Source organism: Streptomyces bugieae, from assembly GCF_036352915.1.
In the GTDB taxonomy this organism is placed as follows: domain Bacteria; phylum Actinomycetota; class Actinomycetes; order Streptomycetales; family Streptomycetaceae; genus Streptomyces; species Streptomyces endophytica.
Genome location: NZ_JAZBJP010000002.1, coordinates 489421 through 514265 on the forward strand (window position 1 = coordinate 489421; position 24845 = coordinate 514265).

Annotated in this window: 26 protein-coding genes; 13 read left to right on the forward strand and 13 right to left on the reverse strand. The window is 71.6% G+C overall.

Annotation, left to right across the window (positions count from 1 at the left end; genetic code table 11):
• Positions 1 to 19: 19 nt before the first annotated feature.
• From V2J85_RS07405 to V2J85_RS07425, 5 genes are all read right to left on the reverse strand, one after another.
• Positions 20 to 1186 (reverse strand): winged helix DNA-binding domain-containing protein, encoded by a 1167-nt coding sequence (locus V2J85_RS07405; RefSeq protein WP_330821423.1) that lies wholly within the window; start codon positions 1184 to 1186, stop codon positions 20 to 22.
• 66 nt (positions 1187 to 1252) lie between these two features.
• Positions 1253 to 2146: a DUF2268 domain-containing putative Zn-dependent protease gene (locus tag V2J85_RS07410; protein WP_261957675.1), complete on the reverse strand. Its 894-nt coding sequence runs from the start codon at positions 2144 to 2146 to the stop codon at positions 1253 to 1255.
• Positions 2147 to 2228: 82 nt separating this feature from the next.
• Positions 2229 to 2648: a hypothetical protein gene (locus V2J85_RS07415; protein WP_330820987.1), complete on the reverse strand. Its 420-nt coding sequence runs from the start codon at positions 2646 to 2648 to the stop codon at positions 2229 to 2231.
• Positions 2649 to 2730: 82 nt separating this feature from the next.
• Positions 2731 to 2916 (reverse strand): hypothetical protein, encoded by a 186-nt coding sequence (locus V2J85_RS07420; RefSeq protein WP_261957673.1) that lies wholly within the window; start codon positions 2914 to 2916, stop codon positions 2731 to 2733.
• A 101-nt stretch (positions 2917 to 3017) separates the two neighbouring features.
• On the reverse strand, positions 3018 to 3725 hold the full coding sequence (locus tag V2J85_RS07425; protein ID WP_261957672.1) for an SDR family NAD(P)-dependent oxidoreductase: 708 nt from the start codon (positions 3723 to 3725) through the stop codon (positions 3018 to 3020).
• Positions 3726 to 3826: 101 nt separating this feature from the next.
• Between V2J85_RS07425 and V2J85_RS07430 the strand changes: the two genes are divergently transcribed.
• Positions 3827 to 4657, forward strand: a complete 831-nt coding sequence (locus V2J85_RS07430) for a helix-turn-helix transcriptional regulator (RefSeq protein WP_330820988.1) — start codon at positions 3827 to 3829, stop codon at positions 4655 to 4657.
• A gap of 16 nt (positions 4658 to 4673) precedes the next feature.
• On the opposite strand, the gene V2J85_RS07435 is transcribed toward V2J85_RS07430, so the two are convergent.
• Both V2J85_RS07435 and V2J85_RS07440 read right to left on the reverse strand, forming a co-directional pair.
• On the reverse strand, positions 4674 to 5843 hold the full coding sequence (locus V2J85_RS07435; RefSeq protein WP_330820989.1) for an acyl-CoA dehydrogenase family protein: 1170 nt from the start codon (positions 5841 to 5843) through the stop codon (positions 4674 to 4676).
• 88 nt (positions 5844 to 5931) lie between these two features.
• Positions 5932 to 7134, reverse strand: coding sequence for a CaiB/BaiF CoA transferase family protein (locus V2J85_RS07440; RefSeq protein WP_330820990.1), 1203 nt, complete (start codon positions 7132 to 7134; stop codon positions 5932 to 5934).
• A gap of 210 nt (positions 7135 to 7344) precedes the next feature.
• Between V2J85_RS07440 and V2J85_RS07445 the strand changes: the two genes are divergently transcribed.
• The gene (locus V2J85_RS07445; RefSeq protein WP_330821424.1) at positions 7345 to 8067 is read left to right on the forward strand and encodes an HNH endonuclease family protein; all 723 of its coding nucleotides are present in this window, start codon (positions 7345 to 7347) and stop codon (positions 8065 to 8067) included.
• Positions 8068 to 8138: 71 nt separating this feature from the next.
• The gene (locus V2J85_RS07450; protein ID WP_261958401.1) at positions 8139 to 8360 is read left to right on the forward strand and encodes a hypothetical protein; all 222 of its coding nucleotides are present in this window, start codon (positions 8139 to 8141) and stop codon (positions 8358 to 8360) included.
• A gap of 74 nt (positions 8361 to 8434) precedes the next feature.
• On the opposite strand, the gene V2J85_RS07455 is transcribed toward V2J85_RS07450, so the two are convergent.
• Positions 8435 to 9277 carry an SMP-30/gluconolactonase/LRE family protein gene (locus tag V2J85_RS07455; protein ID WP_330820991.1) on the reverse strand — a complete coding sequence of 281 codons (843 nt, stop codon included), beginning with the start codon at positions 9275 to 9277 and terminating at the stop codon, positions 8435 to 8437.
• Positions 9274 to 10050 (reverse strand): IclR family transcriptional regulator, encoded by a 777-nt coding sequence (locus V2J85_RS07460; RefSeq protein WP_330820992.1) that lies wholly within the window; start codon positions 10048 to 10050, stop codon positions 9274 to 9276. Before V2J85_RS07460 ends, V2J85_RS07455 begins: the two co-directional genes overlap by 4 nt.
• A 205-nt stretch (positions 10051 to 10255) precedes the next feature.
• Between V2J85_RS07460 and V2J85_RS07465 the strand changes: the two genes are divergently transcribed.
• The 6 genes from V2J85_RS07465 to mmsB all read left to right on the forward strand — a co-directional run bounded on the left by V2J85_RS07465 (position 10256) and on the right by mmsB (position 17611).
• Positions 10256 to 11410: a mandelate racemase/muconate lactonizing enzyme family protein gene (locus V2J85_RS07465; RefSeq protein ID WP_330820993.1), complete on the forward strand. Its 1155-nt coding sequence runs from the start codon at positions 10256 to 10258 to the stop codon at positions 11408 to 11410.
• The gene (locus V2J85_RS07470) at positions 11407 to 12465 is read left to right on the forward strand and encodes a zinc-dependent alcohol dehydrogenase (RefSeq protein WP_330820994.1); all 1059 of its coding nucleotides are present in this window, start codon (positions 11407 to 11409) and stop codon (positions 12463 to 12465) included. Before V2J85_RS07465 ends, V2J85_RS07470 begins: the two co-directional genes overlap by 4 nt.
• 195 nt (positions 12466 to 12660) lie before the next feature.
• The gene (locus V2J85_RS07475; RefSeq protein ID WP_261957664.1) at positions 12661 to 13635 is read left to right on the forward strand and encodes a hypothetical protein; all 975 of its coding nucleotides are present in this window, start codon (positions 12661 to 12663) and stop codon (positions 13633 to 13635) included.
• Between the two features lie 5 nt (positions 13636 to 13640).
• On the forward strand, positions 13641 to 14744 hold the full coding sequence (chvE, locus tag V2J85_RS07480) for a multiple monosaccharide ABC transporter substrate-binding protein (protein ID WP_330820995.1): 1104 nt from the start codon (positions 13641 to 13643) through the stop codon (positions 14742 to 14744).
• Positions 14741 to 16381, forward strand: a complete 1641-nt coding sequence (gene mmsA, locus V2J85_RS07485) for a multiple monosaccharide ABC transporter ATP-binding protein (RefSeq protein WP_330820996.1) — start codon at positions 14741 to 14743, stop codon at positions 16379 to 16381. The genes chvE and mmsA overlap by 4 nt, the downstream gene beginning before the upstream one ends.
• A gap of 9 nt (positions 16382 to 16390) precedes the next feature.
• Positions 16391 to 17611, forward strand: a complete 1221-nt coding sequence (gene mmsB / locus V2J85_RS07490; RefSeq protein ID WP_330820997.1) for a multiple monosaccharide ABC transporter permease — start codon at positions 16391 to 16393, stop codon at positions 17609 to 17611.
• An 18-nt stretch (positions 17612 to 17629) separates the two neighbouring features.
• On the opposite strand, the gene V2J85_RS07495 is transcribed toward mmsB, so the two are convergent.
• Positions 17630 to 18073 carry a winged helix-turn-helix transcriptional regulator gene (locus V2J85_RS07495; protein WP_261957661.1) on the reverse strand — a complete coding sequence of 148 codons (444 nt, stop codon included), beginning with the start codon at positions 18071 to 18073 and terminating at the stop codon, positions 17630 to 17632.
• A 121-nt stretch (positions 18074 to 18194) separates the two neighbouring features.
• Here V2J85_RS07495 and V2J85_RS07500 point away from each other — a divergent pair, with 121 nt between their 5' ends.
• Positions 18195 to 19130 carry an NADP-dependent oxidoreductase gene (locus V2J85_RS07500; RefSeq protein WP_410011403.1) on the forward strand — a complete coding sequence of 312 codons (936 nt, stop codon included), beginning with the start codon at positions 18195 to 18197 and terminating at the stop codon, positions 19128 to 19130.
• A gap of 27 nt (positions 19131 to 19157) precedes the next feature.
• Here V2J85_RS07500 and V2J85_RS07505 read toward each other — a convergent pair whose 3' ends face one another.
• Positions 19158 to 19835 carry a hypothetical protein gene (locus V2J85_RS07505; protein WP_261957660.1) on the reverse strand — a complete coding sequence of 226 codons (678 nt, stop codon included), beginning with the start codon at positions 19833 to 19835 and terminating at the stop codon, positions 19158 to 19160.
• 88 nt (positions 19836 to 19923) lie between these two features.
• Here V2J85_RS07505 and V2J85_RS07510 point away from each other — a divergent pair, with 88 nt between their 5' ends.
• The gene (locus V2J85_RS07510) at positions 19924 to 20550 is read left to right on the forward strand and encodes a TetR/AcrR family transcriptional regulator C-terminal domain-containing protein (RefSeq protein WP_330820999.1); all 627 of its coding nucleotides are present in this window, start codon (positions 19924 to 19926) and stop codon (positions 20548 to 20550) included.
• A gap of 121 nt (positions 20551 to 20671) precedes the next feature.
• On the opposite strand, the gene xylB is transcribed toward V2J85_RS07510, so the two are convergent.
• Positions 20672 to 22075, reverse strand: a complete 1404-nt coding sequence (gene xylB / locus V2J85_RS07515) for a xylulokinase (protein WP_330821000.1) — start codon at positions 22073 to 22075, stop codon at positions 20672 to 20674.
• A 43-nt stretch (positions 22076 to 22118) separates the two neighbouring features.
• Positions 22119 to 22709 (reverse strand): zinc-binding dehydrogenase, encoded by a 591-nt coding sequence (locus V2J85_RS07520; RefSeq protein WP_419836760.1) that lies wholly within the window; start codon positions 22707 to 22709, stop codon positions 22119 to 22121.
• On the opposite strand from V2J85_RS07520, the gene V2J85_RS07525 reads away from it, so the two are divergent.
• A complete protein-coding gene (locus V2J85_RS07525; RefSeq protein ID WP_419836749.1) occupies positions 22629 to 23210 on the forward strand; it encodes an ATP-binding protein in 582 nt (193 codons plus the stop codon). The two genes, V2J85_RS07520 and V2J85_RS07525, sit on opposite strands and share 81 nt — an antisense overlap.
• Before the next feature lie 326 nt (positions 23211 to 23536).
• The gene (locus tag V2J85_RS07530; RefSeq protein WP_419836750.1) at positions 23537 to 24829 is read left to right on the forward strand and encodes an MFS transporter; all 1293 of its coding nucleotides are present in this window, start codon (positions 23537 to 23539) and stop codon (positions 24827 to 24829) included.
• The last annotated feature ends 16 nt before the right edge of the window (positions 24830 to 24845 follow it).

Here is a 24845-nt window from a genome sequence, read left to right on the forward strand (position 1 = left end):
CCGGCAACCATCCCGGCGACTACCCCGGCAACAGCCGTACCTGTGCCTCACCGGGGAGCGTGAGCTTGCCCCACCAGTGGTGGAAGCGGCGATAGACCTCCGCGTCGCGGTCGCCCAGCAGAGCCGTCACCGCACGTGCCTCCGCCGCGAGCCCGTCCCACACCGCGGGCGGCAGCGCGTGGAACGCCGTCGCTTCGACGCCTCCCTCGACCGGGCGCCACACGCCGGCGACATACCCGTCGACCAGCAGTGTGGGCAGCACGTCGCCGTTGGTACGGATCACCAGCCGGCGGTAGGCCGGGGGTATCACGCGGCCACGGTCGGCGTAGGCGAGCAGGACGCTGTCCCACATCGCCATCAGCCGCGGCGGGGCCGGCACGTCCGCGGGTGGGCGCGGGGCGCCGGGGAGGTCGAACAGCGTGGCGCCGTCGGGGCCTTGGAGCTTCTCGACGGCGCCGTCGCGGGCATCGAGAGCGGTGAGTGCGGTGAGCACCTGGCGGATCGGCGTGCGCTGGACCGTGGCGAACTGCGCCACGTCCGCCACCGACGCCGGCCCGAACCCTGCCAGATAGCGCAGCACGAGGGTGGTCAGCGCCTCCGTCCTCGTCTCCCGGCCCGCGGGGACGGGGCCGGTGCGCGCCGCGACGTACGACGGCCGGGCGCCGAACGACCACGGTCCGCCGGTCGGGACGTGCAGCAGCGGCGCGTACGCCCGCAGCCCCCACCACGCCCCCGCTTTCCGCTCCGCCCCGACCTGCTGCCCCACCCACGTCTCCATCTCGCCGGCGGTGCGGGCCTGTTCGGCGAACCTCACCGCTTCCGGGGCCAGCGCGTCGCCGTCCGCGGGGGTGAGCCCCGTCGCGGCGAAGTGGTAGCCGAGCCGCGCGGCGTACAGCGTGGGCTGCATCGCCTCGCGGAAGACCTGGTAGTCCTCGACGTGGACCGCGTGCAGCGTCATCCGCAGCAGGGTCGCCTTGACGGCCGCGCCCCCGGCGAACGCGTCATCCAGGTCCTCCGCCTTGAACCCCTCGATCCGGTTCCACAGCGCGAGGTACGGCGAGGCCGCGTGCTGAGCCTGCAACGCGACCACCCGACGCATCACGTCCGTGACGCCCAACTGCGCTCGTTCAAGCAGCAGTTGGCGGCTCAAGGTGGCCCGGTTGAGTTCGCGCGCGGTAACGGTGATCTTCACGGCCGAATTGTGCCGTGCCCGGTCACCCGGGCGCCAGCACTCTCCTCCGCCGCTCCGCGCTCACGCGCTGGTCGCCACACCCGCGTTGCGGAGGACCTCACGCGCCGGCAGGGCGGTGCTCTGGGCGGCGGTCAGTCCGGTGGCCGCCCGATGCGCGTCCGCGATCCGCAGTCCGACTCCGTACCCGGCGAAGTCCGGCAGCCCCACGGTGGGCTGCCCCATCCGCCGCGCCGTGGCATCGCCCAGCACGTACCCGGTCAGGTTCTGCATCCCGGCGACGTCGATATCGGCAGTGATCTTCTCGTACGCGCTGTCCAGTCCGGCACCGCTCAGCGCCGTCGCCCACGGTCCCATGGCCTCGTCCCCGGCCAACTCCCGCACGAACGCCTCGGCCAGCCCCTCGGCGACGACCTGCTCCCCGACCGTGACGGCCATCGGGTTCCAGGCGACATTCGCATATCGCACGTTGTGATGGAGCTCGTGCGCGGCAGCGTGGCCGATCTTCTGCAGGCTGGTCTCGGTGGGCCACATCACCAGATGGATCGCCCCCGGAATCCCTCCCAGCCCGAAGTAGCCCGCACTCCGCACCGTCAGGTGGTCATCATCCGGATCGCCCAGCACCAGGACGACATGCACGGTCTCGGCATGCTTGATCCCGGGCACCGCGCCGCTGATCCTCTCCCATGCCGCCGTGAGCGACTCCTCGATCCGCTCCCACACCCCCGCGTCCCGCATCCGCCGCACGGCGGGCAGATAACGCGCATCCTCCCTATCAAGCCGAAATCCACTACCCATCGCAGTATGCATCTGCACCAGATCCACGCCCCCCATGACGGGACCCATCACCGCCTGCAGCGGACTGAGCATCTCCCGCAGCGCCTCGGGCCGCTCGTCCAACGGCCGCTGCAGGAGATCGATCATGGCGGACGCGGTGTCGTGCACAACAATCTTCATGCCAGGGAACGTAGGGCCTCCTGTTACAGGAGGGTCAAGCGTCGTTGAGTGTCCAGGAAGTCCTCGCAAGCGACCCGTGCGGTCACGTCCTGCGGTCGTGGCAGGTGTAGGAGCCGTCCGGGTTGTGGGCGAGGGACTCGTGGCCCCAGCACGTGAGCATCGGGGCGAGGGTGTACGCGCGGTAGCCGGCCGCGGCGAGCAGGACGGCGCAGGCCAGGCCGGCCGCGGCCGTGGGGAGCGCGTTGCGGGAGGCGCGCAGAGCCGTCGCCATCGCCCCGAGCAAGGCTGCCAGCCCGAGGATCAGGATCATCAGTACGAGGCCGCTGCGGTTGTCCTTGATCCCCGGGAAGGCATCGGGTGCGTCGAGCTCGGTGGTGGCCCCGAAGCTCACCAGGATCAGCAGGGCGCTGAGCACCATCAGTCCCACGGCCAGACAGCCTCCGGCGAAACCGCCGGAGGCCTTCGCGGCTCGTGGGGTCCCTGCCGTCGTGTTGCGCGTCATCCGGTCATCGAACCCGAGAGCGCGGACCGGCAGCAACACGGCCCGTGCTCCCGGTCGAGCGGGCCGGAGGGCGGCCGGACCGTCAGAGCGGTCCTTGCAGGCCGCCGCCTCCCGTCGGGGAGGACGGACGGTAGTGGTGGATCAAGCCCGCGTGCTGGTTGGACCGGGCGGCCCGGTGCGAGTCGGGATGGTCGAGCCGGGGTCGGCGCCCGTGGAGCACGAAGTGCGCCACGCGGGAGGTCAAGCGGCTGAGGCTCTCCGCTGTCATCGCTCCTCCTTCGAGGAAGTCAGTGGTACGGCTGCGACAACCCTACGGAAGGAAGGTCAAGTGGGCGGCGGAATACGGGAGATGGGCGCGTCGGAGCCCACTCACCAGGGCAGGGTGCCCGCCGCGTCGAAGTAGCCGCCGGTGGGGCCGTCGGGGGTCACCTGGGCCATGCGCACGATGATCTCGGCGCCCTGCTCCACGCTCTGGGTTCCGGTGTTGCCGTTCAGGTCGGTCTTGGTGAAGCCGGGCTCGACCGCGTTGATCCGCATGTCCGGGAACGCCTTCGCGTACTGGATGGTGATCATGTTGACCGCGGCTTTCGACGTCGGGTAGGCGACGCCCGGGTAGGCGTACGCAGGGCTGCTCGGGTCGCTGACGTGGCTCAGGGAGGCCAGGCCGCTGCTGACGTTGACGATGACCGGGGCCGGTGAGCGCCGCAGCAGCGGGAGGAACGCGTGGGTGACGCGGACCGTGCCGAAGACGTTCGTGTCGAAGGTCCGCCGCATCGCATCGGCAGTGATCTCCGCGGCACCGGGCACGTTGTTGTCGGCGTCCCGGCTCTCGATGCCCGCGTTGTTGATCAGTACGTCCAGCCCTCCCTCGGCCTCGATGGCCTCGGCCGCGGCCGCCACGGACGCGTCGTCGGTGACGTCGAGCTGGACGGTCCGCGCGCCCAGCCGTTCGGCGGCCCGCCGGCCGCGGGCGGCGTCGCGGCTGCCGACGTAGACGGTGTGGCCCGCGGCGATGAGACGGCGGGCGGTCTCGAATCCGAGGCCCTTGTTCGCTCCGGTGATGAGTGTGGTGGTCATGACTCCAGACTGCGGCGGCCGGCCGGGAGCAGCCAGGAGTCCGGTCTTCCTGGGACTGGCGGTACCAGGAAGATCCGGGGGGCGCGGTGCACAGTGGGGGCATGGCGAGTACGGAGTTCGGGCGGACGGTGCGGCGCTGGCGCGACCGCGCTTCCCCGGAGGCGGCCGGGCTGCCCGCGGGCGGCCACCGGCGGGCGGCCGGACTGCGCCGTGAGGAGCTGGCGATGCTGGCCGGGATCTCGGTCGACTACGTCACCCGCCTGGAACAGGGCCGGGCGACCCACCCCTCCGAGCAGGTCGTCGAGGCCCTGGGGCGAGCCCTGCGGTTGTCCGGAGCCGAGCGCGAGCACCTGTTCCACGTCGCCGGGCTGGTGCCACCGGGGCAGGGCACGGTGCCCGCGTACATCACGCCGAGCGTGCACCGGATGCTGGACCGGCTGACCGGGACGCCGGTCGCGGTCTCCGACGCGTCGTGGACGCTGCTGCTGGCCAACCCGCTGTACACGGCGCTGATGGGCGAGCGGCAGGGCCGGGAGCGCAATGGCGCCTGGCGGGCCTTCCTCGGCTCGGGCGGGCGGGTCCGGCACACCACGCGGTCCCGGCGCGCGTTGGAGACCGCGGTGGTCGCCGACCTGCGGGCGGCGGCGCGCCGGTATCCGGCGGACCAGCGGCTGCGACAGCTGATCGGGGAGCTGCGGGCGCACAGTGCCCGGTTCGCCGAGTTGTGGGACTCCGGGGCCGTGGGCCGGCACGAGGCGTCGCGCAAGACCATCGACCATCCGCAGGTGGGCACCATGACGCTGGACTGCGACCTGCTCAGCGTCGCCGGCAGCGACCTGCGCATCATGGTCTACACGGCCGAGCCCGGCACCGAGGACGCCGAACGGCTGGAACTCCTCTCCGTACTGGGCACCCAGACGATGGTCGGGTAGGGGCGATGGCCGGGCCTCACCTGTCGAGTCCGCCGCGGGTGACCAGCTGGCTCGCGATCACGTTGCGCTGGATCTCGTTGGTGCCCTCGCCGACGATCATCAGGGGCGCGTCGCGGAAGTAGCGCTCGACGTCGAATTCGGTGGAGTAGCCGTAACCGCCGTGGATGCGGACGGCGTTGACGGCGATCTGCAGGGCCGTCTCGGAGGCGAAGAGCTTCGCCATGCCGGCCTCCATGTCCACCCGGCGGCCCGCCTCGGCCTCCCGGGCGGCGTACAGGGTCAGCTGACGGGCGGCGGTCAGCGAGGTGGCCATGTCCGCGAGGTAGTTGCCGACCGACTGGTGCTGCCAGATCGGCTTCCCGAACGACTCGCGCTCCTGGGCGTAGGCGAGGGCGTCCTCCAGCGCCGCCCGGCCGACCCCGAGCGCGCGGGCGGCGACCTGGAGGCGCCCGGTCTCCAGGCCCTTCATCATCTGTGCGAAGCCCTTGCCCTCGGTCCCGCCGAGGAGGGCATCGGCCGGTGCCCGGTGGTCGTCGAAGGAGAGCTCGCAGCTTTCGACGCCCTTGTAGCCGAGTTTGGGCAGGTCGCGCGAGATCGTCAGGCCGGGCCCGTGCTCGACGAGCAGGATCGAGATGCCCCGGTGGGCGGGCTCGGCCTCCGGGTCGGTCTTGCACAGCAGGGCGATCAGCGCGGACCGCCGGGAGTTGGTGATCCAGGTCTTCGACCCGTTGATGAGGTATCCGCCGTCCGCGTCCTTGCGGGCGACGGTGCGCAGGGCCTGGAGGTCGGAGCCGCCGCTCGGCTCGGTGAGGGCGATGGTCGCCCGGGTCTCGCCGGTGGCCATCGCCGGCAGATAGCGGCGCTTCTGCTCCTCCGTGCCGTAGTGGAGCAGCAGCTTGGCGACCACGGTGTGGCCGCCCATCGCACCGGCCAGGCTCATCCAGCCGCGGGCGAGTTCCTCGGTGATCAGGACGAAGCAGGGCGTGGAGACCGGGGTGCCGCCGTACTCCTCGGGGATGGCGAGACCGAAGATGCCGAGCCGCTTCATCTGCGCGATCAGGGCCTCGGGGTAGGTGTTGGCGTGCTCCAGTTCGCGGACGACGGGCCGCACTTCCTTGTCGACGAAGTCGCGCACCGTACTGACGACGAGCTGCTCGTCCTCGGACAGGACGTCGAGGGTGCTCACGCTGTGACGCTCCTTGCTGGCGGGCGGGGAGGGGAAGGCAGGGCAGGGATCGCACGGGATCGCAGGACCGCCGGGGTGGGGCCAGGGGTCAGATGACGCCGTCGGTCCGCAGGGCGGCGATGTCGGCCGTGCTGTAGCCCAGTTCCGTCAGGACGTTCTCGGTGTGCTCGCCGGCGGCGGGTACGGCGTCCATGCGCGGGGCGGTGCCGGCCAGGTCCGCCGGGGGCAGCAGCGCGGGCACCACGGCTCCCCCGGGAATCCGTACCTCGCGCCAGCGGTTCCGGGCGCCGAGCACCGGGTGGGCCAGGAATTCCTGGACGTCGTTGACGCCGGCGTTGGCGATGCCCGCCTCGTCCAGCAGCTTCATCACCTGGTCGCTGTCCAGCTCACCGAACCGCTCGGCCACGATCGCGTTCAGCTCGGCGCGGTGGACCACGCGGTCGGAGCCGGTGGCGAAGCGCGGATCGTCGACGAGCCCGGGCCGGCGCAGGAACTGCCGGCACAGGGCGGCCCATTCCCGCTCGTTCTGGATCGAGAACAGTACGTCCTTGCCGTCCGCCGCGGTGTAGGCGCCGTACGGGGCGATGGTGGCGTGCTGGGTGCCGATGCGCGGGGGCTGGGTGCCGCCGTGGCGGGTGTAGTAGGCGGGCTGGCCCATCCACTCGGCCAGCGCCTCGAACAGGGAGACCTCCACGGCGCGGGCGACGCCGGTGGTCGCCCGGGTGAAGAGTGCGGTGAGGATGCCCGAGTAGGCGTACATGCCGGCGGCGATATCGGCGATCGACACCCCCACCCGGGCGGTTTCCTCGGCGGTGCCCGTCAGGGAGACCAGGCCCGTCTGGCACTGCACCAGCAGGTCGTACGCCTTGCGGTCGGCCCACGGGCCGCTGGTGCCGTAGCCGGAGACGGAGCACCGGATGAGGGACGGGAAGCGCTCGGCGAGGGCGTCCGCCCCCAGGCCCAGCCTGGCGGCCGCGCCGGGGGCCAGGTTCTGCACGAACACATCGGCGCCGCACAGGAGTTGCTCCAGCACCTTCCGGCCGCGGTCCGACTTCAGGTCGAGGGTCACGGACTCCTTCGACCGGTTGAGCCACACGAAGTAGCTGGACTCCCCGTGCACCGTGGTGTCGTAGCGCCGGGCGAAGTCGCCCCCGCCCGGACGTTCCACCTTGATGACGCGCGCGCCGAGATCGGCCAGCTGGCGGGAGGCGTAGGGAGCCGCTACCGCCTGCTCGACACTGACGACGGTGATGCCGGCCAGCGGCAGCCCGCCTTCGGGGAGCTCGGTCATGGGTGTGACCTCCAGGAGGGTGGGAATCCCGTGGTGCTTGCGTACTCCGGGAGCCTATGGGTTCCGTGAGGGAATCGGGAGCACGTGGTCGGCCCGGTTACGAAGCCACCCTCGCCCGCAATTCGATATGAGGGCCAATTTCCGGAATTCCCCACCAAAGAGTGAATAGCGGCATGGCAAATCGTTTCCCCGGGTGATGCTTTCCGAGTGATGACCAACGCCTGGTGGCGCCGAGTCGCCACGTCAACCGCTCTCATCGCCACCGCAATTGTCCCAGCGGTACCGGCCACCGCAACCGCCGCTGCCGCCCCTCATTCACCTTCTCATCCCGCCGCCGTCATCCGCCCCGCCGACACCGTATTCCCCACCTCTCCGCGGGAATTGCCGGAGCCGCCGCCCGCCGATGTGGCGCGCGAAGAACTCGCCGACCTCAACATCGACACACCCCATTCGATGGAGGGATACAGCCGCGCGAAATTCCCGCACTGGATCAAGCAGTACGGCGAATGCGACACCCGCGAAGTCGTCCTCTCCCGGGACGGCACGGACGTCCAGCAGGACGAGAAGTGCCGGGCCGTTTCGGGGACCTGGTTCAGCGCATACGACAGCAAGGTCTTCCACGCGTCGGGTCAGCTCGACATCGACCACATCGTGCCGCTGGCCAACGCCTGGCGTTCCGGCGCCGATGAATGGACCACCCCGAAGCGCCGCACCTTCGCCAACGACCTCGTCCACGCACAGCTCATCGCGGTCTCCGCCTCCTCCAACCGGCAGAAGGGCGACCAGTCCCCGGACCAGTGGGCTCCGCCGCGGCACGCCTACTGGTGCGTCTACGCCCGTGCCTGGACCGACATCAAGCACCTCTACCAACTGAACGTCACCGAGCCGGAGAAGGACAAGCTCGACGAGATGCTGGACACCTGCGAAGAGTGACCACCCACGCAGTGAACACCCACGACGGTGACGCGCTCACCGATGAGATCACCGCCGGCCCCGGTGGGGCGATGACGGTCCAGGTCGGCATCATCACCGGCGACCTGACCGTCACCACCGCCGACCGGGGCGACGGCACGGCGCGCGTCACCGTCCGGTACACGGGCGCGGAGGAGTGCTACGACCTCGAAGGCAGCCCGGTCCCGCTCCCGCCGCGCGGCCTCCGCGCGCTCCACCGGGCCGTACTCCAGGCGGTCCGGGCGGGCCGCGGCGCCGTGGTACCGGGCACCTGACACCTCAGGTGCGCCCGGGCGGCCCGTCCCACCAGCCCGGCCACGATGCGCCGCTTGTGGGGCCTCGGAGCGGTTCAGCCCGCGAACGGCACCGCCGGCATCCCCTGGCCCGCGTCCGGGACCACCAGGAGGGAGCCCGCCAGGGGGTGGGGGTGAGGAGAGCCGGCTCCGGCCGTGGTGACGTAAAGGTCGCGTAGCGACGGGCCGCCGAAGCAGCAGGCGGTGGGGCGGGGGACGGGGAGGCGGAGGGTGCGGTCCAGGCGGCCGTGGGGGGTGTAGCGGCGGATCTGGCCGCCGTCCCAGAGGGCGACCCAGAGGCAGCCTTCGGCGTCGACGGTCAGTCCGTCGGGGAAGCCCGCACCGGGCTCGATCTCCACCAACGGGCGGCGATCCGAGGGACGTTGACCTTCCATGCGGCAGACGTCGATGCGGCGGGTCGGGGAGTCGATGTAGTAGAGGTGGGTGCCGTCCGGGCTCCAGGCGAGGCCGTTGCTGACGGCGACGGAGGGGAAGAGCACCCGCGTCTCACCGTCGGGGGCGATGCGGGTGAGCGTGCCGCCGCCCGCGGCCTCGTCGTCACGCATGGTGCCCGCCCAGAGCGAGCCGTCGGGGGCGACAGCGGCGTCGTTGCCGCGGCGGCCGGGGACGGGATCGCGTACGAGCCAGGAGAACGCCCCGTCGGCGTCGTAGCGGGCGATGCCGTCCCGCAGGTTGACGACCAGGCCGCCGGCCGCGCGCGGTTTGGCTGCGCCGACGTGCTGTTCGGTGGCCATCACGGTGCGCCGGCCGCCGCCCGGCTGGTAGGTGTGGATGCGGGAGCCGAGGATGTCCACCCAGATCAGCCGGTCCGTCGCCGGGTCCCAGGTGGGGCCCTCGCCGAGGGTGGCCGCGGCGCGGACCGCGACCTCGGCCCTCACCGGTGGCCGCCGCGGTGGCCCAGGCGTACGGACAGGTCGCTCGCGCCCTTGGCGGCCAGCTCCGCGAGTTCGGCCTCGCGCTGCTCGCTCCAGCGGATCACGGGTACGGAGATGGACAGGGCGGCGACGACCCGGCCCGTGCCGTCCCGTACGGGCGCGGCCACGCAGTTCACGTCCGGGTTGGACTCGCGGTGCTCGACGGCGATGCCGCGCTCACGGACGACGGCGAGCGCGGCGCGGAGCGCCTCGGGGTCGGTGATGCTGTGGTGGGTCATCGCGTCCAGCGGGCCCGCTTCCTCGATGCGGAGGTCGAGTTCGTCGGCGGGCAGGGCGGCGAGCAGCATCTTGCCGACCGCGGTGCAGTGGGCGGGGAGGCGGCGGCCGGCGGCCGAGACCATGCGGACGGCGTGGATGGAGTCGACCTTGGCGATGTAGATGACGTCGAGGTCCTCCAGGATCGCGACGTGCACGGTCTCGTCGCAGGTCTCGGCCACCTCGCGGGCCACCTGCTGGCCCTCGGCGGCGAGGTCGAGCTGTTCGGCGTAGCGGCTGCCGAGCTGGTAGGTGCGGACGCCGAGACGGTAGTGGCCGGGCCGGCCGGGCGCGGGCACCAGGTATGAGCGGGCGGCGAGGGTGGTGAGCAGCTCGTGCACGGTGGTGCGCGGCAGCTGCAACTTGCGGGTGATGTCGGGCGCGGAGAGGGTTCCGTCGCCTTCCAGGAACAGCTCGAGGATGTCGAGCGCCCTGGTCACCGCGGGGACCAGACGTCCCATGTGCCTCACCACCCGTTTCGTTCGAGGAGCCGGTCGCTGACCGGTATGCCGAACGCAGGCTATGCACAGGGGGGTTCGCCGGGCAATGGTGGGGACGGACCGGCCGCTGCGCAACCCATTGACACCCCCATCGGGACCTGACTACGGTCACGCCACCATTTCGAACGAGTGACGAAATTTCGAACGACATGGAGGGGCAATTGCCGTGCGCATCACGGGAATCAGCACACACGTCGTCGGAACCCCCTGGCGCAATCTCACCTATGTACTCGTCCACACTGACGAGGGGCTGACGGGGGTCGGCGAGACCAGGATGCTGGGCCGCACCGATGCCCTGCTCGGCTATGTGCGCGAGGCGGAGGCCCACCACATCCGCGGATCGGACCCGTTCGCGGTCGAGGACCTGGTCCGTCGCATGAAGTACGGGGATTACGGGCGGGCCGGCGAGATCGTGATGTCCGGGATCGCCTGTGTGGAGATGGCCTGTTGGGACATCAAGGGCCAGGCACTCGGGGTCCCGGTGTGGCAGCTGCTCGGCGGCCGGGTCACCGATCGCGTCATGGCGTACGCCAACGGCTGGTACACCACCGAGCGCACCCCGGAGGCGTACCACAAGGCGGCGCAGGAGGTGGTGGCGCGCGGCTACCGGGCCCTGAAGATCGACCCGTTCGGGACCGGCCACTTCGAGCTGGACCACCAACGGACCCTGTACGCCGTGTCGTTGATCGAGGCGGTACGCGACGCCGTCGGCCCGGACACCGAGCTGATGCTGGAGATGCACGGCCGCTTCAGCCCGGCCACGGCGGTCCGGCTCGCCCGCGAGCTGGCGCCCTTCCGGCCCGCCTGGCTGGAGGAGCCGGTGCCGCCGGAGAACCTCAAGGCCCTGAAGAAGGTCGCGGACAAGGTGGACCTGCCGGTGGCGACCGGGGAACGCATCCACGACCGGATCGAGTTCCGGGAGCTGTTCGAGGCGCAGGCCGCCGACATCATCCAGCCGGACCTCGGCCACATCGGCGGCATCCTCGAAGCCCGCAAGCTCGCCGCGACCGCCGAGACGCATTACGTGCTGGTGGCCCCGCACAACGTCGGTGGTTCGGTACTGACCGCGGCCTCGCTCCAACTCGCCGCCTGCACACCGAACTTCAAGGTGCTGGAGCACTTCAACGACTTCGCGGACGCGGAGATCACGGAGGTGGTGCGGGGTGCGCCGTACGTCGATCCGGAGACCGGCTGCTTCGCGGTGTCGCACGCGCCCGGTCTGGGTGTCGAGTTCGACGTGGACGCCGCGGCCGAGTTCCCGCAGCAGCCGGCCCGGTTCGACCTCTGGGCCGAGGGCTGGGAGCAGAGGCGGCCGCGATGAGCCGGGCGGGCGGGGACGCGGTGGGGCGGGACCGCGGGTCGGAAGTCAGCCGCTCGATCGTCGTCGAGCGGCCCCGGCACCACCGACTGGTGTACGGCGCGGTGCCCGAGCCCGGGGAGGGCGAGGTCCTGGTGCGGGTGGCCGCCGCCGGGATCTGCCGGAGCGACCGCGAGGTCTACGACGGCCGGCGCGACGCCGGGTACGTCCACTATCCCGTCGTGCCCGGTCATGAGTGGTCCGGCACGGTGGCGGCGGTCGGCGCGGGGGTCGATCCGGCGCTGGTGGGGCGCAAGACGGTGGCCGAGGGGTTCCGGGCGTGCCGGGAGTGCGAGCGCTGCCGGGCCGGCGAGACCAGCCTGTGCACCAGCGGCTACGCCGAGACCGGCTTCACCGAGCCGGGCGGTTTCGCCGACCATCTCACCGTGCCCGCAGCGCTGTTGCACCTGCTGCCCGACCACGCCGATCTGCGGGCGGCCGCGCTGCTGGAGCCGGCCGCGGTGGTCGCCGCCGCGGTGCGGGCCGGGCGGCCGCGGCCCGGGGAGCGGATCGCGGTGGTCGGGGCGGGCACGCTCGGGCTGCTCGCGCTGCAATTGCTGGCCGCGACGGAACCCGCCGAGCTCGTGGTGGTCGATCCGCGGTCCGGGCGTCGCGCCCAGGCACTGCGGTGCGACGCGAGCGCGGTGTGCACCCCCGAGCAGGCGACGCAGCGCAACGGCTGCTTCGACCTGGTCGTGGAGACGGCGGGGGCGCACTCGACCGCGGCCTCGTCCTGTCTGCTGGCCCGCCGGGGCGGCCGGGTGGTGCTCACCGGGATGTTCCCGTCGGATGCGGACGGGATCGACCCGGTGCACCTGTCCCTGAGCCAGCTGGAGATCCGCAGCATCTTCGGGGCGCCGTCGTCGGCCTGGTCGTACGCGGTGCGCGCCTTCGGCCGCGGGCTGCTCGACCCGGCACCGCTGATCACCCATGAGTTCCCCCTGGAAGGGTTCGCCGAGGCCATCTCCCTGGTCGGCGACGGCGACCCGGCGACAGGGAAAGTGCTTCTGCGCCCCTGAGTCACTCCCGTGCCTGAGCCGCTGGCGCGGTCCTGAGACGTGCGGTGGTACGGAGCAGCGCCCGCCCCGTACCACCGCACCCCCCATGCCTCCGCACACCCCAACCCCTCCTACGCATCCGCAGGTGCACGGCCTCCGCACACCCGTGATCCCGAACGCCGTCCGACATACCGAACACTCGACCATGGGAGCCTCGTGACCGCCCCATCAGAGTCAGCACCTCGTCGCCCCGGAGCCGGCGCCCTCGCCCGCATCGGCCACCCCACTCCCCCGGTCCACCCCGCGGACGCCTCACCGCACACCTTTCCCGACGGCGGTGTCTGGCGTACCGAGATCCCCTCCGTGGAGGGCCCGGAGGCGCTGTCCGTCGTGCTGGCGGAGAGTGCCCGCCTCGATGTGCCGGTGCACCGGATCAGTCAGGGCAGCGGCGTGTGGCTGCTCACCGACGGGGAGATCACCGAGATGGCCGGGGCGTGCGCCGAGCGCGACATCGAGCTGTGCCTGTTCACCGGGCCGCGCGGCACCTGGGACATCGGCGGCTCCACCCGCACCTGCTCCGGCGGTGCGGGCCTGCGCGCCCGCGGCCATGACGGCCTCGCCGGCTGCGTCGAAGACGCCCTGCGCGCCGCGGAGTTGGGGGTGCGCTGTCTGCTCGTGGCGGACGAGGGCGTGCTGTGGACGCTGCACCGGCTGCGGGCGGCCCGGCTGCTGCCCGCCGACACCACCTTCAAGGTGTCCGCGCTGTCCGGGCCGGTCAATCCCGCCTCGTTCGCCGTGTACGAGCGGCTCGGCGCCGACTCGCTCAACGTGCCCTCCGATCTGACCGCGGACCACCTCACCGAGATCCGGCGGGTCAGCGGTGCCCCGCTGGACATGTACGTCGAGGCGCCCGACGACCTCGGCGGCTATGTGCGGATGTACGAGGCGGCCGAGCTGATCCGGCGCGGCGCCCCCGTGTACCTCAAGTTCGGTCTGAGCAACGCGTCCGGCATCTACCCCTACGGCGCGCATCTGCGCGAGCACGCCCTCGCCACCGCCCGGGAGCGGGTCCGGCGCGGACGCCTGGTCCTGGACCTGCTGGCCCGGCACGGCGCGGACGGCGGGATGTCACCGCTGGGCGCCCGCCACCCGGGCCGGCTCGACCGCTTCCCCGTACCGGAAAGGGACTGATCCCCATGCGATCCCGCACGCTTCTCGTCACCGCGAGCGCCGCCCTGCTCGCCGTCTCGCTGACCGCCTGCGGCCAGGAGGCCAGGGGCGGCAGCCGCTACCGGCCCGACCGCGGAAGCGGCGGCACCATCGGCATCGCCATGCCCACCAAGGCGTCGGAGCGCTGGATCGCCGACGGCCGGAACATGGCGGAGCAGTTCCGCGAGGCCGGGTACCAGGCCGACCTTCAGTACGGCGACGACAAGGTCGAGAACCAGGTCGCCCAGCTGGAGAACATGATCGCCGAGGGACACCGGCTGCTGGTGGTCGCCGCCATCGACGGTTCCGCGCTCACCGACGTACTGCAGCGCGCGCACGACGCGGGCATCCCCGTGATCGCGTACGACCGCTTGATCATGGGCACGAAGAACGTCGACTACTACGCGTCCTTCGACAACGAACGCGTCGGCCGCCTCCAGGGGCAGTACCTCGTCGACAAGCTGAAACTGGGCAGGCCGCGCAGGGACGCGGGCACGAGCTACCGCATCGAGCTGTTCGCGGGCTCGCCCGACGACAACAACACCCGTTACTTCTGGAACGGCGCCCTCGCCGTCCTCACGCCGTACCTCCGCAGCGGCCAGCTGGTGGTCGGCAGCAAGCAGACGAGGATGAACCAGGCCACCACGCTGCGCTGGGACGGCGGTACCGCACAGAAGCGGATGGACGACCTGATCAGCAAGAACTACGGCGAGGAGAAGGTTGACGCGGTGCTGTCCCCGTACGACGGCATCTCGCTGGGCATCATCTCCGCGCTCAAGAGCGCCGGCTACCGGGGCGCGGACCTGCCGATCGTCACCGGGCAGGACGCGGAACTGGCATCGGTGAAGTCCATCATCCGGGGCGAGCAGACCCAGACCGTCTTCAAGGACACCCGCAAACTCGCCGCGCGGGCCGTGCAGATGGGCGATGCCGTGCTCCACGGCCGCAAGCCCGAGGTCAACAACACGACCGACTACGACAACGGCAGGAAGACCGTGCCGGCGTATCTGCTGAAGCCGGTCAGCATCGACAGGAGCAACACCCAACTCCTGGTGCAGGAGGGGTACTTCACCGCGGGACAGCTGCGATGACCCGGCCCGCCGGGGAGCCGGGGCCGGTCGCCGGCCAACCGCGCCCCGTTCTGGAGATGCGCGCGATCACGAAGACGTTCTCCGGCGTCACCGCGCTGTCCGACGTGCATCTGGCCGTACGGCCCGGTGAGATCCACGCCGTCTGCGGGGAGAACGGCGCGGGGAAGTCCACGTTGATGAAGGTCCTCAGCGGGGTGCATCCGCACGGGAGTTACGAGGGCGAGGTCCGCTTCGAGGGCGAGCCGGTGGCCTTCAAGGACATCCGGGCCGGCGAGCGGCACGGCATCGTCATCATCCACCAGGAGTTGGCGCTGGTGCCGCAGCTGTCGATCGCCGAGAACATCTTCCTCGGCAACGAGCGGCGCTCGGCCCGCGGCACCGTCGACTGGAACGGCACCTACCGCGAGGCGATCCGGCTGCTTGCGCGGGTGGGGCTGCGCGAGAAGCCGCAGACGCCGGTATCGGAGCTGGGCGTGGGCCGGCAGCAGCTGGTGGAGATCGCCAAGGCCCTGTCGAAGGAGGTGAAGCTGCTCATCCTGGACGAGCCCACGGCGGCGCTCAACGACCAGGACAGCGCGCACCTGCTCGAACTGCTCCTTCAGCTGCGCGACCAGGGCGTCGCCGGCATCGTCATCTCCCACAAACTCAACGAGATCCGGGCGATCGCCGACTCGGTGACCATCCTGCGCGACGGCCGGACGGTGGAGACCCTGACGGTACGTCACTCACCGTCCGCCGCACCGGAACTGTCCGAGGAACGCCTCATCCGGGGCATGGTCGGCCGCGATCTGGACCACCGCTTCCCCGACCGCACCCCCTACCGGGGCGAGGACGCCGGCCGGATCGCCCTCGCCGTCGACGGCTGGACGGTACGGCATCCGGCCGACCACCGGCGCACGGTCGTCGACGGGGTGTCGCTCACCGTGCGCCGCGGCGAGATCGTCGGCATCGCCGGGCTGATGGGCGCGGGCCGCACCGAACTCGCGATGTCCGTCTTCGGGCGCTCCTACGGGCAGTACGTCGCCGGGACGGTGGCCGTCGGCGGACGTGAGGTCGACACCAGGACCGTACCGGCGGCCATCGCCGCGGGCCTCGCCTACGTCACCGAGGACCGCAAGCGCTACGGTCTGAACCTCCTCGACACCGTGCAGCGCAACATCTCCCTGGCCTCGCTGCCCGGCATGCGGCGAAGCGACGCCGGCCGGCGGAACGGTGTGCGCGGCTTCGTGGACGAACACCGCGAGCGCCGGATCGCCGAGCACTACCGCACGTCCCTGAACATCAAGACGCCCACGGTCGCCGAGCGGGTGGGCCGGCTGTCCGGCGGCAACCAGCAGAAGGTCGTGCTGAGCAGATGGATCCACACCGACCCGCAGGTGCTGATCCTCGACGAGCCGACCCGCGGCATCGACGTCGGTGCGAAGTACGAGATCTACACCGTGATCGACGCCCTCGCGGCCCGCGGCAAGGCGGTGCTCCTCCTCTCCTCCGAACTGCCCGAACTGCTCGGGATGTGCGACCGGATCTACACCATGGCCGAGGGCCGGCTGACCGGTGAGGTCACCCGTGCCGAGGCCACCCAGGAAGTCCTGATGCGCCATATGACCCTGCGCCAGATGACCGAGAACGGGAGCTGAGGCCCCGCCATGACCGCCTTCACAAGCACTCCCCCCGAGGACACGCCCGCCTCGCCGCCGGCGATGGCGCTCCTGATCCACGGGGCCCGCGCCAACATGCGTCAGTACGGCATGCTCATCGCGCTGGTCTTCCTCGTCGTGCTGTTCCAGATCTGGACCGACGGCACGCTGCTGCTGCCGAACAACGTCTCCAACCTGATCCAGCAGAACAGCTACATCCTCATCCTGGCCATGGGCATGGTGATCGTCATCATCGCGGGCCATATCGACCTGTCCGTCGGCTCGCTGGTCGCCTTCGTCGGAGCGATGGCCGCGGTGCTGATGGTCAAGCACGGTCTGCCCTGGGTGCCCGCCCTGCTCCTCTCGCTGCTGATCGGCGCGGTCGCGGGGGCCTGGCAGGGCTTCTTCATCGCGTACCTCGGGATCCCGTCGTTCATCGTGACGCTGGCCGGCATGCTGCTGTTCCGCGGCGCGACACAGCTCGTCCTGGAGGGCCAGTCCCTGGCGCCGTTCCCGGACGGCTTCCAGGACCTCGCCAAGGGCTTCCTCCCGGAGGTGGGCCCGTACACGCAGTACCACAACCCCACCCTGACGCTGGGCCTCTGTGCCGTCGTCCTCCTCCTGCTACGGGAAGGGCGGCAGCGCTCCCGCCAACTGGCCCACGGGCTGGACGTGTTGCCGACCGGTCTGTGGGTGGCCAGGTGCACCGCGATCACCGCCGCCGTGGTGGCCCTCGCTCTGACGCTGGCCAGTTTCCACGGCGTGCCGGTCGTGATGCTCCTCATGTGCGGGCTGCTGCTCGCCCTCGGTCAGGTGATGCGCAACGCGGTCGTCGGCCGGCATGTGTACGCCCTCGGCGGCAACAAGGCGGCCGCGCAGCTGTCCGGCGTCAAGGACCAGCGCGTCACCTTCGCCGTCTTCGTCACGATGGGTGTCCTGGCGGCGCTCGCCGGATGTGTCTACGCCGCCCGGCTCAACGCGGGTACGCCGCAGGCCGGCCTGAACTTCGAACTGGAGGCCATCGCCGCCTCGTTCATCGGCGGCGCCTCCATGAGCGGCGGCGTCGGCACGGTCATGGGGGCGGTCATCGGCGGCCTGGTCCTCGGCGTCCTCAACAACGGCATGTCGTTGGTCGGCATCGGCACCGACTACCAGCAGGTCATCAAGGGCCTCGTGCTGCTCGCCGCGGTCGGCTTCGACGTCTGGAACAAGCGCAGGGCGGGGCGTTAGGGACCTGCCGGGGGCGTGCTACCGCACCGGTGCCGGCTGTGTGGCGTCCCGTTCGTCGAAGTGCTCGCGAGCCGTGAGGATCTCCCGGGCGTGCGCCACGGACCAGTCGGCGATGGCGGCGGTGAGCTGCCCGGCCTCGACCCCGAGCGCGGTCAACGCGTACTCCACGCGCGGCGGTACGGTCGGATAGACGGTGCGGCTGACCAGGCCGTCGCGTTCGAGGGCCCGCAGGGTCTGGGTCAGCATCTTCTGCGTGATGCCGTCGAGGACCCGCCGCAGCTCGTTGAACCGCATCGGCCGGTCGTAGCGCCGCAGGGCGCCCAGGACGTACAACGCCCACTTGTTGGCGAGCACTTCGATGACGGTCCGCGAGGGGCAGTCCCGGCGATAGGTGAGCTTCCAGTCGGGTCGCTCCGCCCGGCCGGCCGGGTCGGTCCGGTCGGCGTGCGCAGTGGTATCCATGAGGTACCTAGATATCAAACAGGTGCCTACTTCACAACGGGTACCGCCTTCTTCCAGGATGGAGACGTGGCCGGCCGGCCACGGCGGAGTGGGTGCGGAAGGCAGCGAGATGAGCGGCGGTATGCGGGCGGTCAGCCAGCGGGTGTTCGGCGGTCCGGAGGTCCTGGAGGTCGTCGAGACCGAGCGGCCGGCGACGGGACCCGGCGAGGTGCTGGTGCGGGTGCATGCCGCCGGGGTCAACCCGGCCGACTGGAAGCGGCGTTCGGGCTTGCTGGCCAGGCTGGGCGAGCCGCCCTTCGTCCTGGGGCTGGACCTGTCCGGTGTGGTGGAAGCGGTGGGTGAGCAGGTGACGCGGTTCCGGCCCGGTGACGCGGTGTTCGCAGCCGTCCTGCCGCCGCGCGGCACCTACGCCGAGTACGTGGCCGTACCGGAGGACTCCCTGGCCTCCGTCCCGCCGGGCCTGGACCATCTGCACGCCGCGGCGCTCCCGACCGCGGCGCTCACCGCCTGGCAGCCGCTCGTCCGGGTCGCCGACGTCCATGCCGGTCAGCGGGTGCTCGTCCACGCGGCGGCCGGCGGCATCGGACATCTCGCGGTGCAGATCGCCAAGTCCCGTGGCGCCCATGTCATCGGCACCGCCCGGCAGGACAAGCACGACTTCCTGCGCGGGCTGGGTGCCGACGAGCTGATCGACTACACCACCGTCGACTTCGAGGAGGTGGCGCGCGACATCGACGTGGTGCTGGATCCGATCAGCGGCGCGTACGGGCCGCGCTCGCTGACCACCCTCACCGCACAAGGGGTGCTGCTCGACGTCCGGGGCACCGGGCCGGACCGCACTGCGGTCAGGGAGCGGGCGGCCGAACTCGGCCGTCGTTACGTCGAGTTCGGCTTCACCCCGTCCGGCTCCGACCTCCAGCGGATCGGCGAGCTGGTGTCGGGCGGCGCGCTGAACGTCGTCGTCGATCAGGCGCTGCCCTGGGAGGAGGCCGCCAAGGCACATGAGCTCAGTGAGACCGGTCGCGCCAAGGGGAAGATCGTGCTCGCTGTGCGCTGACGCCGATCGCCGGCGCCCGGCTGCCTGTTACGCCGAGTGCGGCGACGGTTCGGTCTCCGTGCGGCCCAGGAAGCGGCGTACCGCCCAGGCCAGCGCGCCGAGCGCGAAGCCGTACACGGTGACCAGGCCGTGGCCGTTCTCCTGCAGGAGCCACATCAGCAGGCCGAGCACCGGGACGGCGATCGCGAGGGCCTGCTGCTTCTTGACGCGGGTGCGGGTCAGGAGAGCCAGGGCCAGGGTGGCCCCCAGGAAGTAGGTCGCGCCGGAACTGCCGGCGAAGTTGCGCGGGTCCGTGCTGGGGCCGCTGCCGAGACCGAGCAGGGCGTCGAGGTGCTCCGGCAGGAGGATGCCGGCGGCGAAGAAGACCAGGGTCAGCGTGCCGCCCCAGAGCCACTGCGCGAGCGCGGCGGCGAGGGCGAGGGTGGCGATGTTCCACAGGGCGCCGCCCGGGCCGCCGTTCTGCAGGAAGACCGAGGTGAGCACCCGCCACCAGCCGCTCTTGGCGGGGTCGTTGTCGAGCGCGGCCATCGCGCCCGACCAGCACAGCTGGAGGACGACGCCGGCCACCGCGAGGACGGTCAGGCCGACCGCGGCCCACGGGACGGGGCGCCCGCGCAGCGTGTCCCGTCCGATCGCGCCGAGCCCGCTGTTGATGATCATCACCATCAACGCGGCCGTGGTCACGTTGAAAAGCACCGCGTCCATGTCCCGCCCCCTGCAACACCGTTCGAAATGGTCGGCGGGAGGCTAACACAGCTTTCGAACACCGTTGGAAAACCTTTACGGTAAACAGATGAAGCTCACCAAGGAGCGGATCATCGACGCCGGTATGGCCACGTTCGCCGAGGTCGGATACCACGCCCTGTCCATGCGCCAGGTGGCCGAACGGCTCGGCGCGCACGCGGGCAGCCTCTATTACCACGTGCGCAGCAAGGACGAACTGCTCGCGTTGATGGCCGACCGGGTCTGCCGGCAGGCCCACGACGACGGCAGCGCCGCGCTGGCCGCCCTGCCGCCCGGGGCGACCTGGCAGGACCGCATCGAGGCCCAGGCCACCACCCTGCGCCAGGCCTTGCTCCAGCACCCCGGCGGCGCGCTCCTACTGGCCGACAGCCCCAGGATGCTCAGCACCGGCGGCCTGTCCTTGATGGAACGCCTCCTGCACACCCTCCTCGACGCCGGCGTCCCCGCCGAACACGCCGGCACCGCCGCCGACACCCTGCTCAGCCACCTCACCGGCTTCGTGCTGCAGGAACAGAGCGAGGCCCGGACGGCCCCCGTCACCGAAGAGGTCTACGCGGACCTGTACGCGCGCTTCCCGCTCCTGCTCACCACGATGCCCCGGCGGGACCAGGACGAGAAGTTCCGGCGCAGCGTGCACCTCCTGTGCCGGGCCGTGGCCACCCTCATCGAGGGCTGACTCCCCGGCCGCAGCCGACGCGTCGCAGTGACTGCGGGGGCCGTCCACCTCCTCGGCCACCTCTTCCATCGCCTCGGCCGCCGACCGACCCTGCGGGCCGGGGCCGGGCGGCCGACTCCGCTCATCCGTACATCGTCGCCCGGGCGTCGGCGTAGGCCTCCCGGATGCGACGGCCGGTGGAGCCGTCGGCCGGGGCGGGGATGCGGCGGGCCGCGGCGAGGGGCCAGTGCGGGGGTTCGGGAGTGCCGGCGAGGGCCCAGGCGGCCTGCCGGGCCGCGCCCAGGGCGACGTACTCCTCCGGTTCGGGGACGGTGACGGGGGTGCCGAAGATCCTTGCGGCGATCTCGCCGACCACGGGGGCCTTGGCCGCTCCGCCGATGATGAGGACGCGCCGGGCGCTGACGTCCTGGGCCCGTAGCCGGTCGAGGGCGTCGGCCATGTTGCAGAGCATGCCTTCGACGGCGGCCCGGGCGAAGTTCGGCGGGTGCATGTTGGCCTTGCGCATGCCGGTGAGACTGCCGGCGGCCTCCGGGAGGTTGGGGGTGCGCTCGCCGCCGAGGTAAGGGAGCAGGACCAGTCCGCCGGCGCCGGGCTCGGCCGCGCGGGCGAGGGCGTCGAGGTCGTCGAGGGCGATGCCGAGCATGCGGGCGGTGGAGCTGAGGACCCGGGCGGCGTTGAGGGTGCACACCAGCGGCAGGAAGCGGCCGGTGGCGTCGGCGAAGCCGGCGACGGCGCCGGTGGGATCGCCGACCGGGTGGTCGGCGAGGGCGAAGGCGGTGCCGCTGGTGCCCAGGGAGATCACCACGTCTCCCGGCCGGATGCCCAGCCCGAGGGCCGCGCCCATGTTGTCTCCGGTCCCCGACGCCACGAGGGCGCCGTGCGGGGTGCGGCCGGCCGGTTCGTACGGGCCGAGGACGCGCGGCAGTTCGGGGGTGCGGCCGCCGAAGGCGAGGGCGAGGAGGTCGCGGCGGTAGGCGCCCTCGGCGGGTGACCAGTAGCCGGTGCCCGAGGCGTCGCCGCGGTCGGTGACCGGTTCGGCGGGCGTACCGGGGCCGCCGCACAACCGCCAGGTCAGCCAGTCGTGCGGCAGCAGCACCCGGTCGGTGCGGTCCGCGTGCCGCGGCTCGTGCTCGGCCAGCCAGCGCAGTTTGGCGACGGTGATGGCTGCGACCGGTACGGTGCCGACGGCCCGGGCCCACTTCTCCGGCCCGCCGAGGTCGTCGATGAGGTCCGCCGCGGCCTGCGCCGAGCGGGTGTCGTTCCACAGCAGCGCGTCCCGCACCGGCTGCCCGGCCGCGTCGAGCGCCACCAGCCCGTGCTGCTGTCCGGCGACCGCGAGGGCGTCCACGTGTTCCAGCAGGCCGTTGCCCGCTTCGAGGAGCGCCCGCCACCAGGCCTCGGGGTCGACCTCGGTGCCCTCGGGATGGGTGGCGCGGCCCCGATGGAGGATCTCCCCGGTGTCGGCGTCACAGACGACGACCTTGCAGGACTGGGTAGAGGAGTCCACCCCGGCAACTGTGGGCATGACGATGTCGCTTCCGTGCAACGAGACGGGACGGTAAGGGAGTTCAGGCCTGCGGGCGGAGCTGGATCTTGCGGCCGGAGCCGTCGCGGAAGGTCTGCAGGGCGGTGCCGAAGTCGTCCAGTCCGAAGCTGTGGGTGAGCATCGTGTCCGCGTCGAGGACGCCCTTGGCCATCAGGTCCACGGCGCGGCCGAAGCTGTGCAGGACGACCATCGACCCGACGATGGTGATCTCGTCGTTGTAGACGCTGAACGGCGAGAAGGACGCCTTGGCCGCGGAGGGGGCGACGCCGAACTGCTGGAAGGTGCCCCCGCGCCGGACCCGGGTGAGGCCGTCCTCGATGACGGGGATGACGCCGGTGCAGTCGATGACGGTCTCCCAGCTCTGCGGCCGGTCCAGGGCGGTGGCGTCCGTCGCGGTGGCGTCCGCGCCCAGCCGTTCGGCGATCTCCAGCCGGCCCTTGTTGATGTCGACGACCGAGAGGGAGGCCGCGCCGGCCGCCTTGGCGAGCTGGAGCATCATCAGGCCCATCGTGCCGGCGCCGTAGATGAGGTAATGGTCCCCGAGGCGGCGCGGCAGGACGTCGAAGCCGCGTACCGCGCAGGACAGCGGCTCGATCAGCGCGGCCGCGTCGATGACATGCCTGGCCTGCTTGAAGGGTTAAAGAAAATGACTGCTACGGCGGAAATCGCCATCCCCCGGGATGCCGAGCTGACGTCTGCGTCGCTCACGTTGCCGGCAGTCCTGCCCGCCGCCCGCGAGGCGCGGACCTTCACCGCGAAGGCCCTGCGTCGGTGGGGCGAGGGCGAAGAGCTCATCGAAGCGGCCGTGCTGATCGTCAGCGAGCTGGCCACGAACGCCATTCGCCACGGCGGCCGGCTGCCGGCCGGATGCCGCGAGCGGGGGCGCGGCCGGGACGCCGTGATCACTCTCCGGCTGGTGCCGGAAACCGAGGCACTCCACATCGAGGTGCACGACGGCTCCGCGCTGCTGCCGGTACAGCGCACGGCCGGCCGCGACGAGGACTGCGGCCGCGGGATGTTGATCGTCGATGCGCTCGCCGACTCCTGGTCCTGCGGACCGGCCGCCGAGGGCGGCAAGTGGGTCCGTGCCACCGTCTCCCGCACGGGCCGGTGACCACATAGCGGGTGAAGCGCGGGTTCCGTTCATAAGGGGACATCGATGGCAGTTTTCGGTCAGAGTGCGACTCGTGACGTTGCGTGCGGACCGGAGGGATCTTGAGTCCCCGTCAGCCCGACCGGACCTGCCGACGGACCAGGCACCACAGGTGCCGGACATCCCGCCGTTGCCAGGATCTGACGGAAAATTTCCGGTCCGTGTGCACAATTGGTGAAGAAAACCGTCTGAAACTGCGCTCTTCGTTTTGACTGGGGATCGCCGGGTCCTCGAATGTCATCGGCATGCCCGTCAGACCCCGAGCCGCCACAAGCGGCCCGCTGCGCATGCCCGAGTTCCGCCTGCTCCTCACCGGAGCCGCGGCCGGACTCTTCGGTTCCCAGGTCACCCTGGTCGCGCTGCCCCTCGTCGCCGTACTCCAGCTCAACGCGCCCGCGTTCCAGGTGGGTTTGCTCACCGCGGCCGAGACCGCCGCGTTCCTGCTGGTCGGTCTGCCCGCGGGGGCCTGGGTCGACCGGATGCGGAAGCTGCCGCTGCTCATCCGTGCCGATGTGGTGCGGGCCGTGGCCATGGCGAGCATCCCCCTGGCCGCCGTCGCCGGGGTGCTGACGATGGCCCAGCTGTACGTCGTCGCCCTGGTCACCGGTGTGGCGACGGTCTTCTTCGACGTCGCCCACCAGAGCTTCGTACCGCAACTGCTGCCCAAGGACCAGCTGGTCGCCGGCAACGGAGCGCTGGAGACCGTCCGTTCCTCGGCGCAGGTCGCGGGCCCCGGGCTCGGCGGTGGACTGGTGCAGCTGCTCGGCGCGCCGCTGGCCATCGTGGCGGACGCCTGCGGCTATGCGCTCTCCGCGCTGTTCCTGTGGCGCATCAAGCGGCCGGAGAGCCTGCCGGAACGCGCACCGGGAGCCTCGCTCCGCAAGGACGTCGGCGAGGGGCTGCGCTTCGTGTTCGGCCACCGCCTGCTCCGGGTGATCGCCACGGCCACCGGGCTGGCCAACCTCTTCTCCGCCATGCTGATGGCCACCCAGTCCGTCTTCCTGGTGCGGGAGCTGGGGCTGGCACCCGCGGCGGTCGGCCTGGTGCTGTCCGCCGCCGCGCTCGGCGGCCTGGCGGGCGCCCTGTGCGCCGGCCCGCTCGCCGCACGGCTCGGCCGGGCCCGGATCATCTGGCTGTCCGCACTGGTCACCGGCCCGTTCGCGGTGCTGTGGCCGCTGTCCGGGCGCGGCGTGGGAGCGTCGTTGTTCGCGCTCGGCTCCGGCGTGGTCTTCTTCGGGGCGGTCGTCTACAACGTCGCCCAGGTCAGCTTCCGGCAGGCGGTCTGCCCGCCCGGGCTGCTCGGCCGGATGAACGCCACCCTGCGGTTCGTGATGTGGGGCACCCTGCCCCTCGGCGCGCTGGCCGGCGGTGCCCTGGCCGATGCGTTCGGCGCCCGTGTGGCGCTGGTGTGGTGCGCGGTGGGATTCCTCCTCGTACCCCTGCCGCTGCTGCTCTCACCGCTGCGGCGGATGCGTGAACTCCCGCTCGGGGAGGGCGAGTTGCCGGTCATCGACGAAGCCTCGGAGGAGAGCGGCGCCGCCGGTGCCGGCCAGCCGGTCGAGGCCGCCGGACGCGGTTAGCGCGTGCTCCGCCCGA

Coding starts and splice junctions, on each gene's coding strand:
- V2J85_RS07505 (WP_261957660.1), bottom strand. CDS start 19,835: ATGGACGCGGTGCTTTTCAACGTGACCACGGCCGCGTTGATGGTGATG.
- V2J85_RS07440 (WP_330820990.1), bottom strand. CDS start 7,134: ATGACCGAGCTCCCCGAAGGCGGGCTGCCGCTGGCCGGCATCACCGTC.
- V2J85_RS07430 (WP_330820988.1), top strand. CDS start 3,827: ATGGCGAGTACGGAGTTCGGGCGGACGGTGCGGCGCTGGCGCGACCGC.
- V2J85_RS07420 (WP_261957673.1), bottom strand. CDS start 2,916: ATGACAGCGGAGAGCCTCAGCCGCTTGACCTCCCGCGTGGCGCACTTC.
- V2J85_RS07450 (WP_261958401.1), top strand. CDS start 8,139: ATGACGGTCCAGGTCGGCATCATCACCGGCGACCTGACCGTCACCACC.
- chvE (WP_330820995.1), top strand. CDS start 13,641: ATGCGATCCCGCACGCTTCTCGTCACCGCGAGCGCCGCCCTGCTCGCC.
- V2J85_RS07425 (WP_261957672.1), bottom strand. CDS start 3,725: ATGACCACCACACTCATCACCGGAGCGAACAAGGGCCTCGGATTCGAG.
- xylB (WP_330821000.1), bottom strand. CDS start 22,075: ATGCCCACAGTTGCCGGGGTGGACTCCTCTACCCAGTCCTGCAAGGTC.
- mmsA (WP_330820996.1), top strand. CDS start 14,741: ATGACCCGGCCCGCCGGGGAGCCGGGGCCGGTCGCCGGCCAACCGCGC.
- V2J85_RS07525 (WP_419836749.1), top strand. CDS start 22,629: ATGGTCCCCGAGGCGGCGCGGCAGGACGTCGAAGCCGCGTACCGCGCA.
- V2J85_RS07445 (WP_330821424.1), top strand. CDS start 7,345: ATGACCAACGCCTGGTGGCGCCGAGTCGCCACGTCAACCGCTCTCATC.
- V2J85_RS07495 (WP_261957661.1), bottom strand. CDS start 18,073: ATGGATACCACTGCGCACGCCGACCGGACCGACCCGGCCGGCCGGGCG.
- V2J85_RS07510 (WP_330820999.1), top strand. CDS start 19,924: ATGAAGCTCACCAAGGAGCGGATCATCGACGCCGGTATGGCCACGTTC.
- V2J85_RS07415 (WP_330820987.1), bottom strand. CDS start 2,648: ATGACGCGCAACACGACGGCAGGGACCCCACGAGCCGCGAAGGCCTCC.
- V2J85_RS07500 (WP_410011403.1), top strand. CDS start 18,195: ATGCGGGCGGTCAGCCAGCGGGTGTTCGGCGGTCCGGAGGTCCTGGAG.
- V2J85_RS07470 (WP_330820994.1), top strand. CDS start 11,407: ATGAGCCGGGCGGGCGGGGACGCGGTGGGGCGGGACCGCGGGTCGGAA.
- V2J85_RS07460 (WP_330820992.1), bottom strand. CDS start 10,050: ATGGGACGTCTGGTCCCCGCGGTGACCAGGGCGCTCGACATCCTCGAG.
- V2J85_RS07410 (WP_261957675.1), bottom strand. CDS start 2,146: ATGAAGATTGTTGTGCACGACACCGCGTCCGCCATGATCGATCTCCTG.
- mmsB (WP_330820997.1), top strand. CDS start 16,391: ATGACCGCCTTCACAAGCACTCCCCCCGAGGACACGCCCGCCTCGCCG.
- V2J85_RS07530 (WP_419836750.1), top strand. CDS start 23,537: ATGCCCGAGTTCCGCCTGCTCCTCACCGGAGCCGCGGCCGGACTCTTC.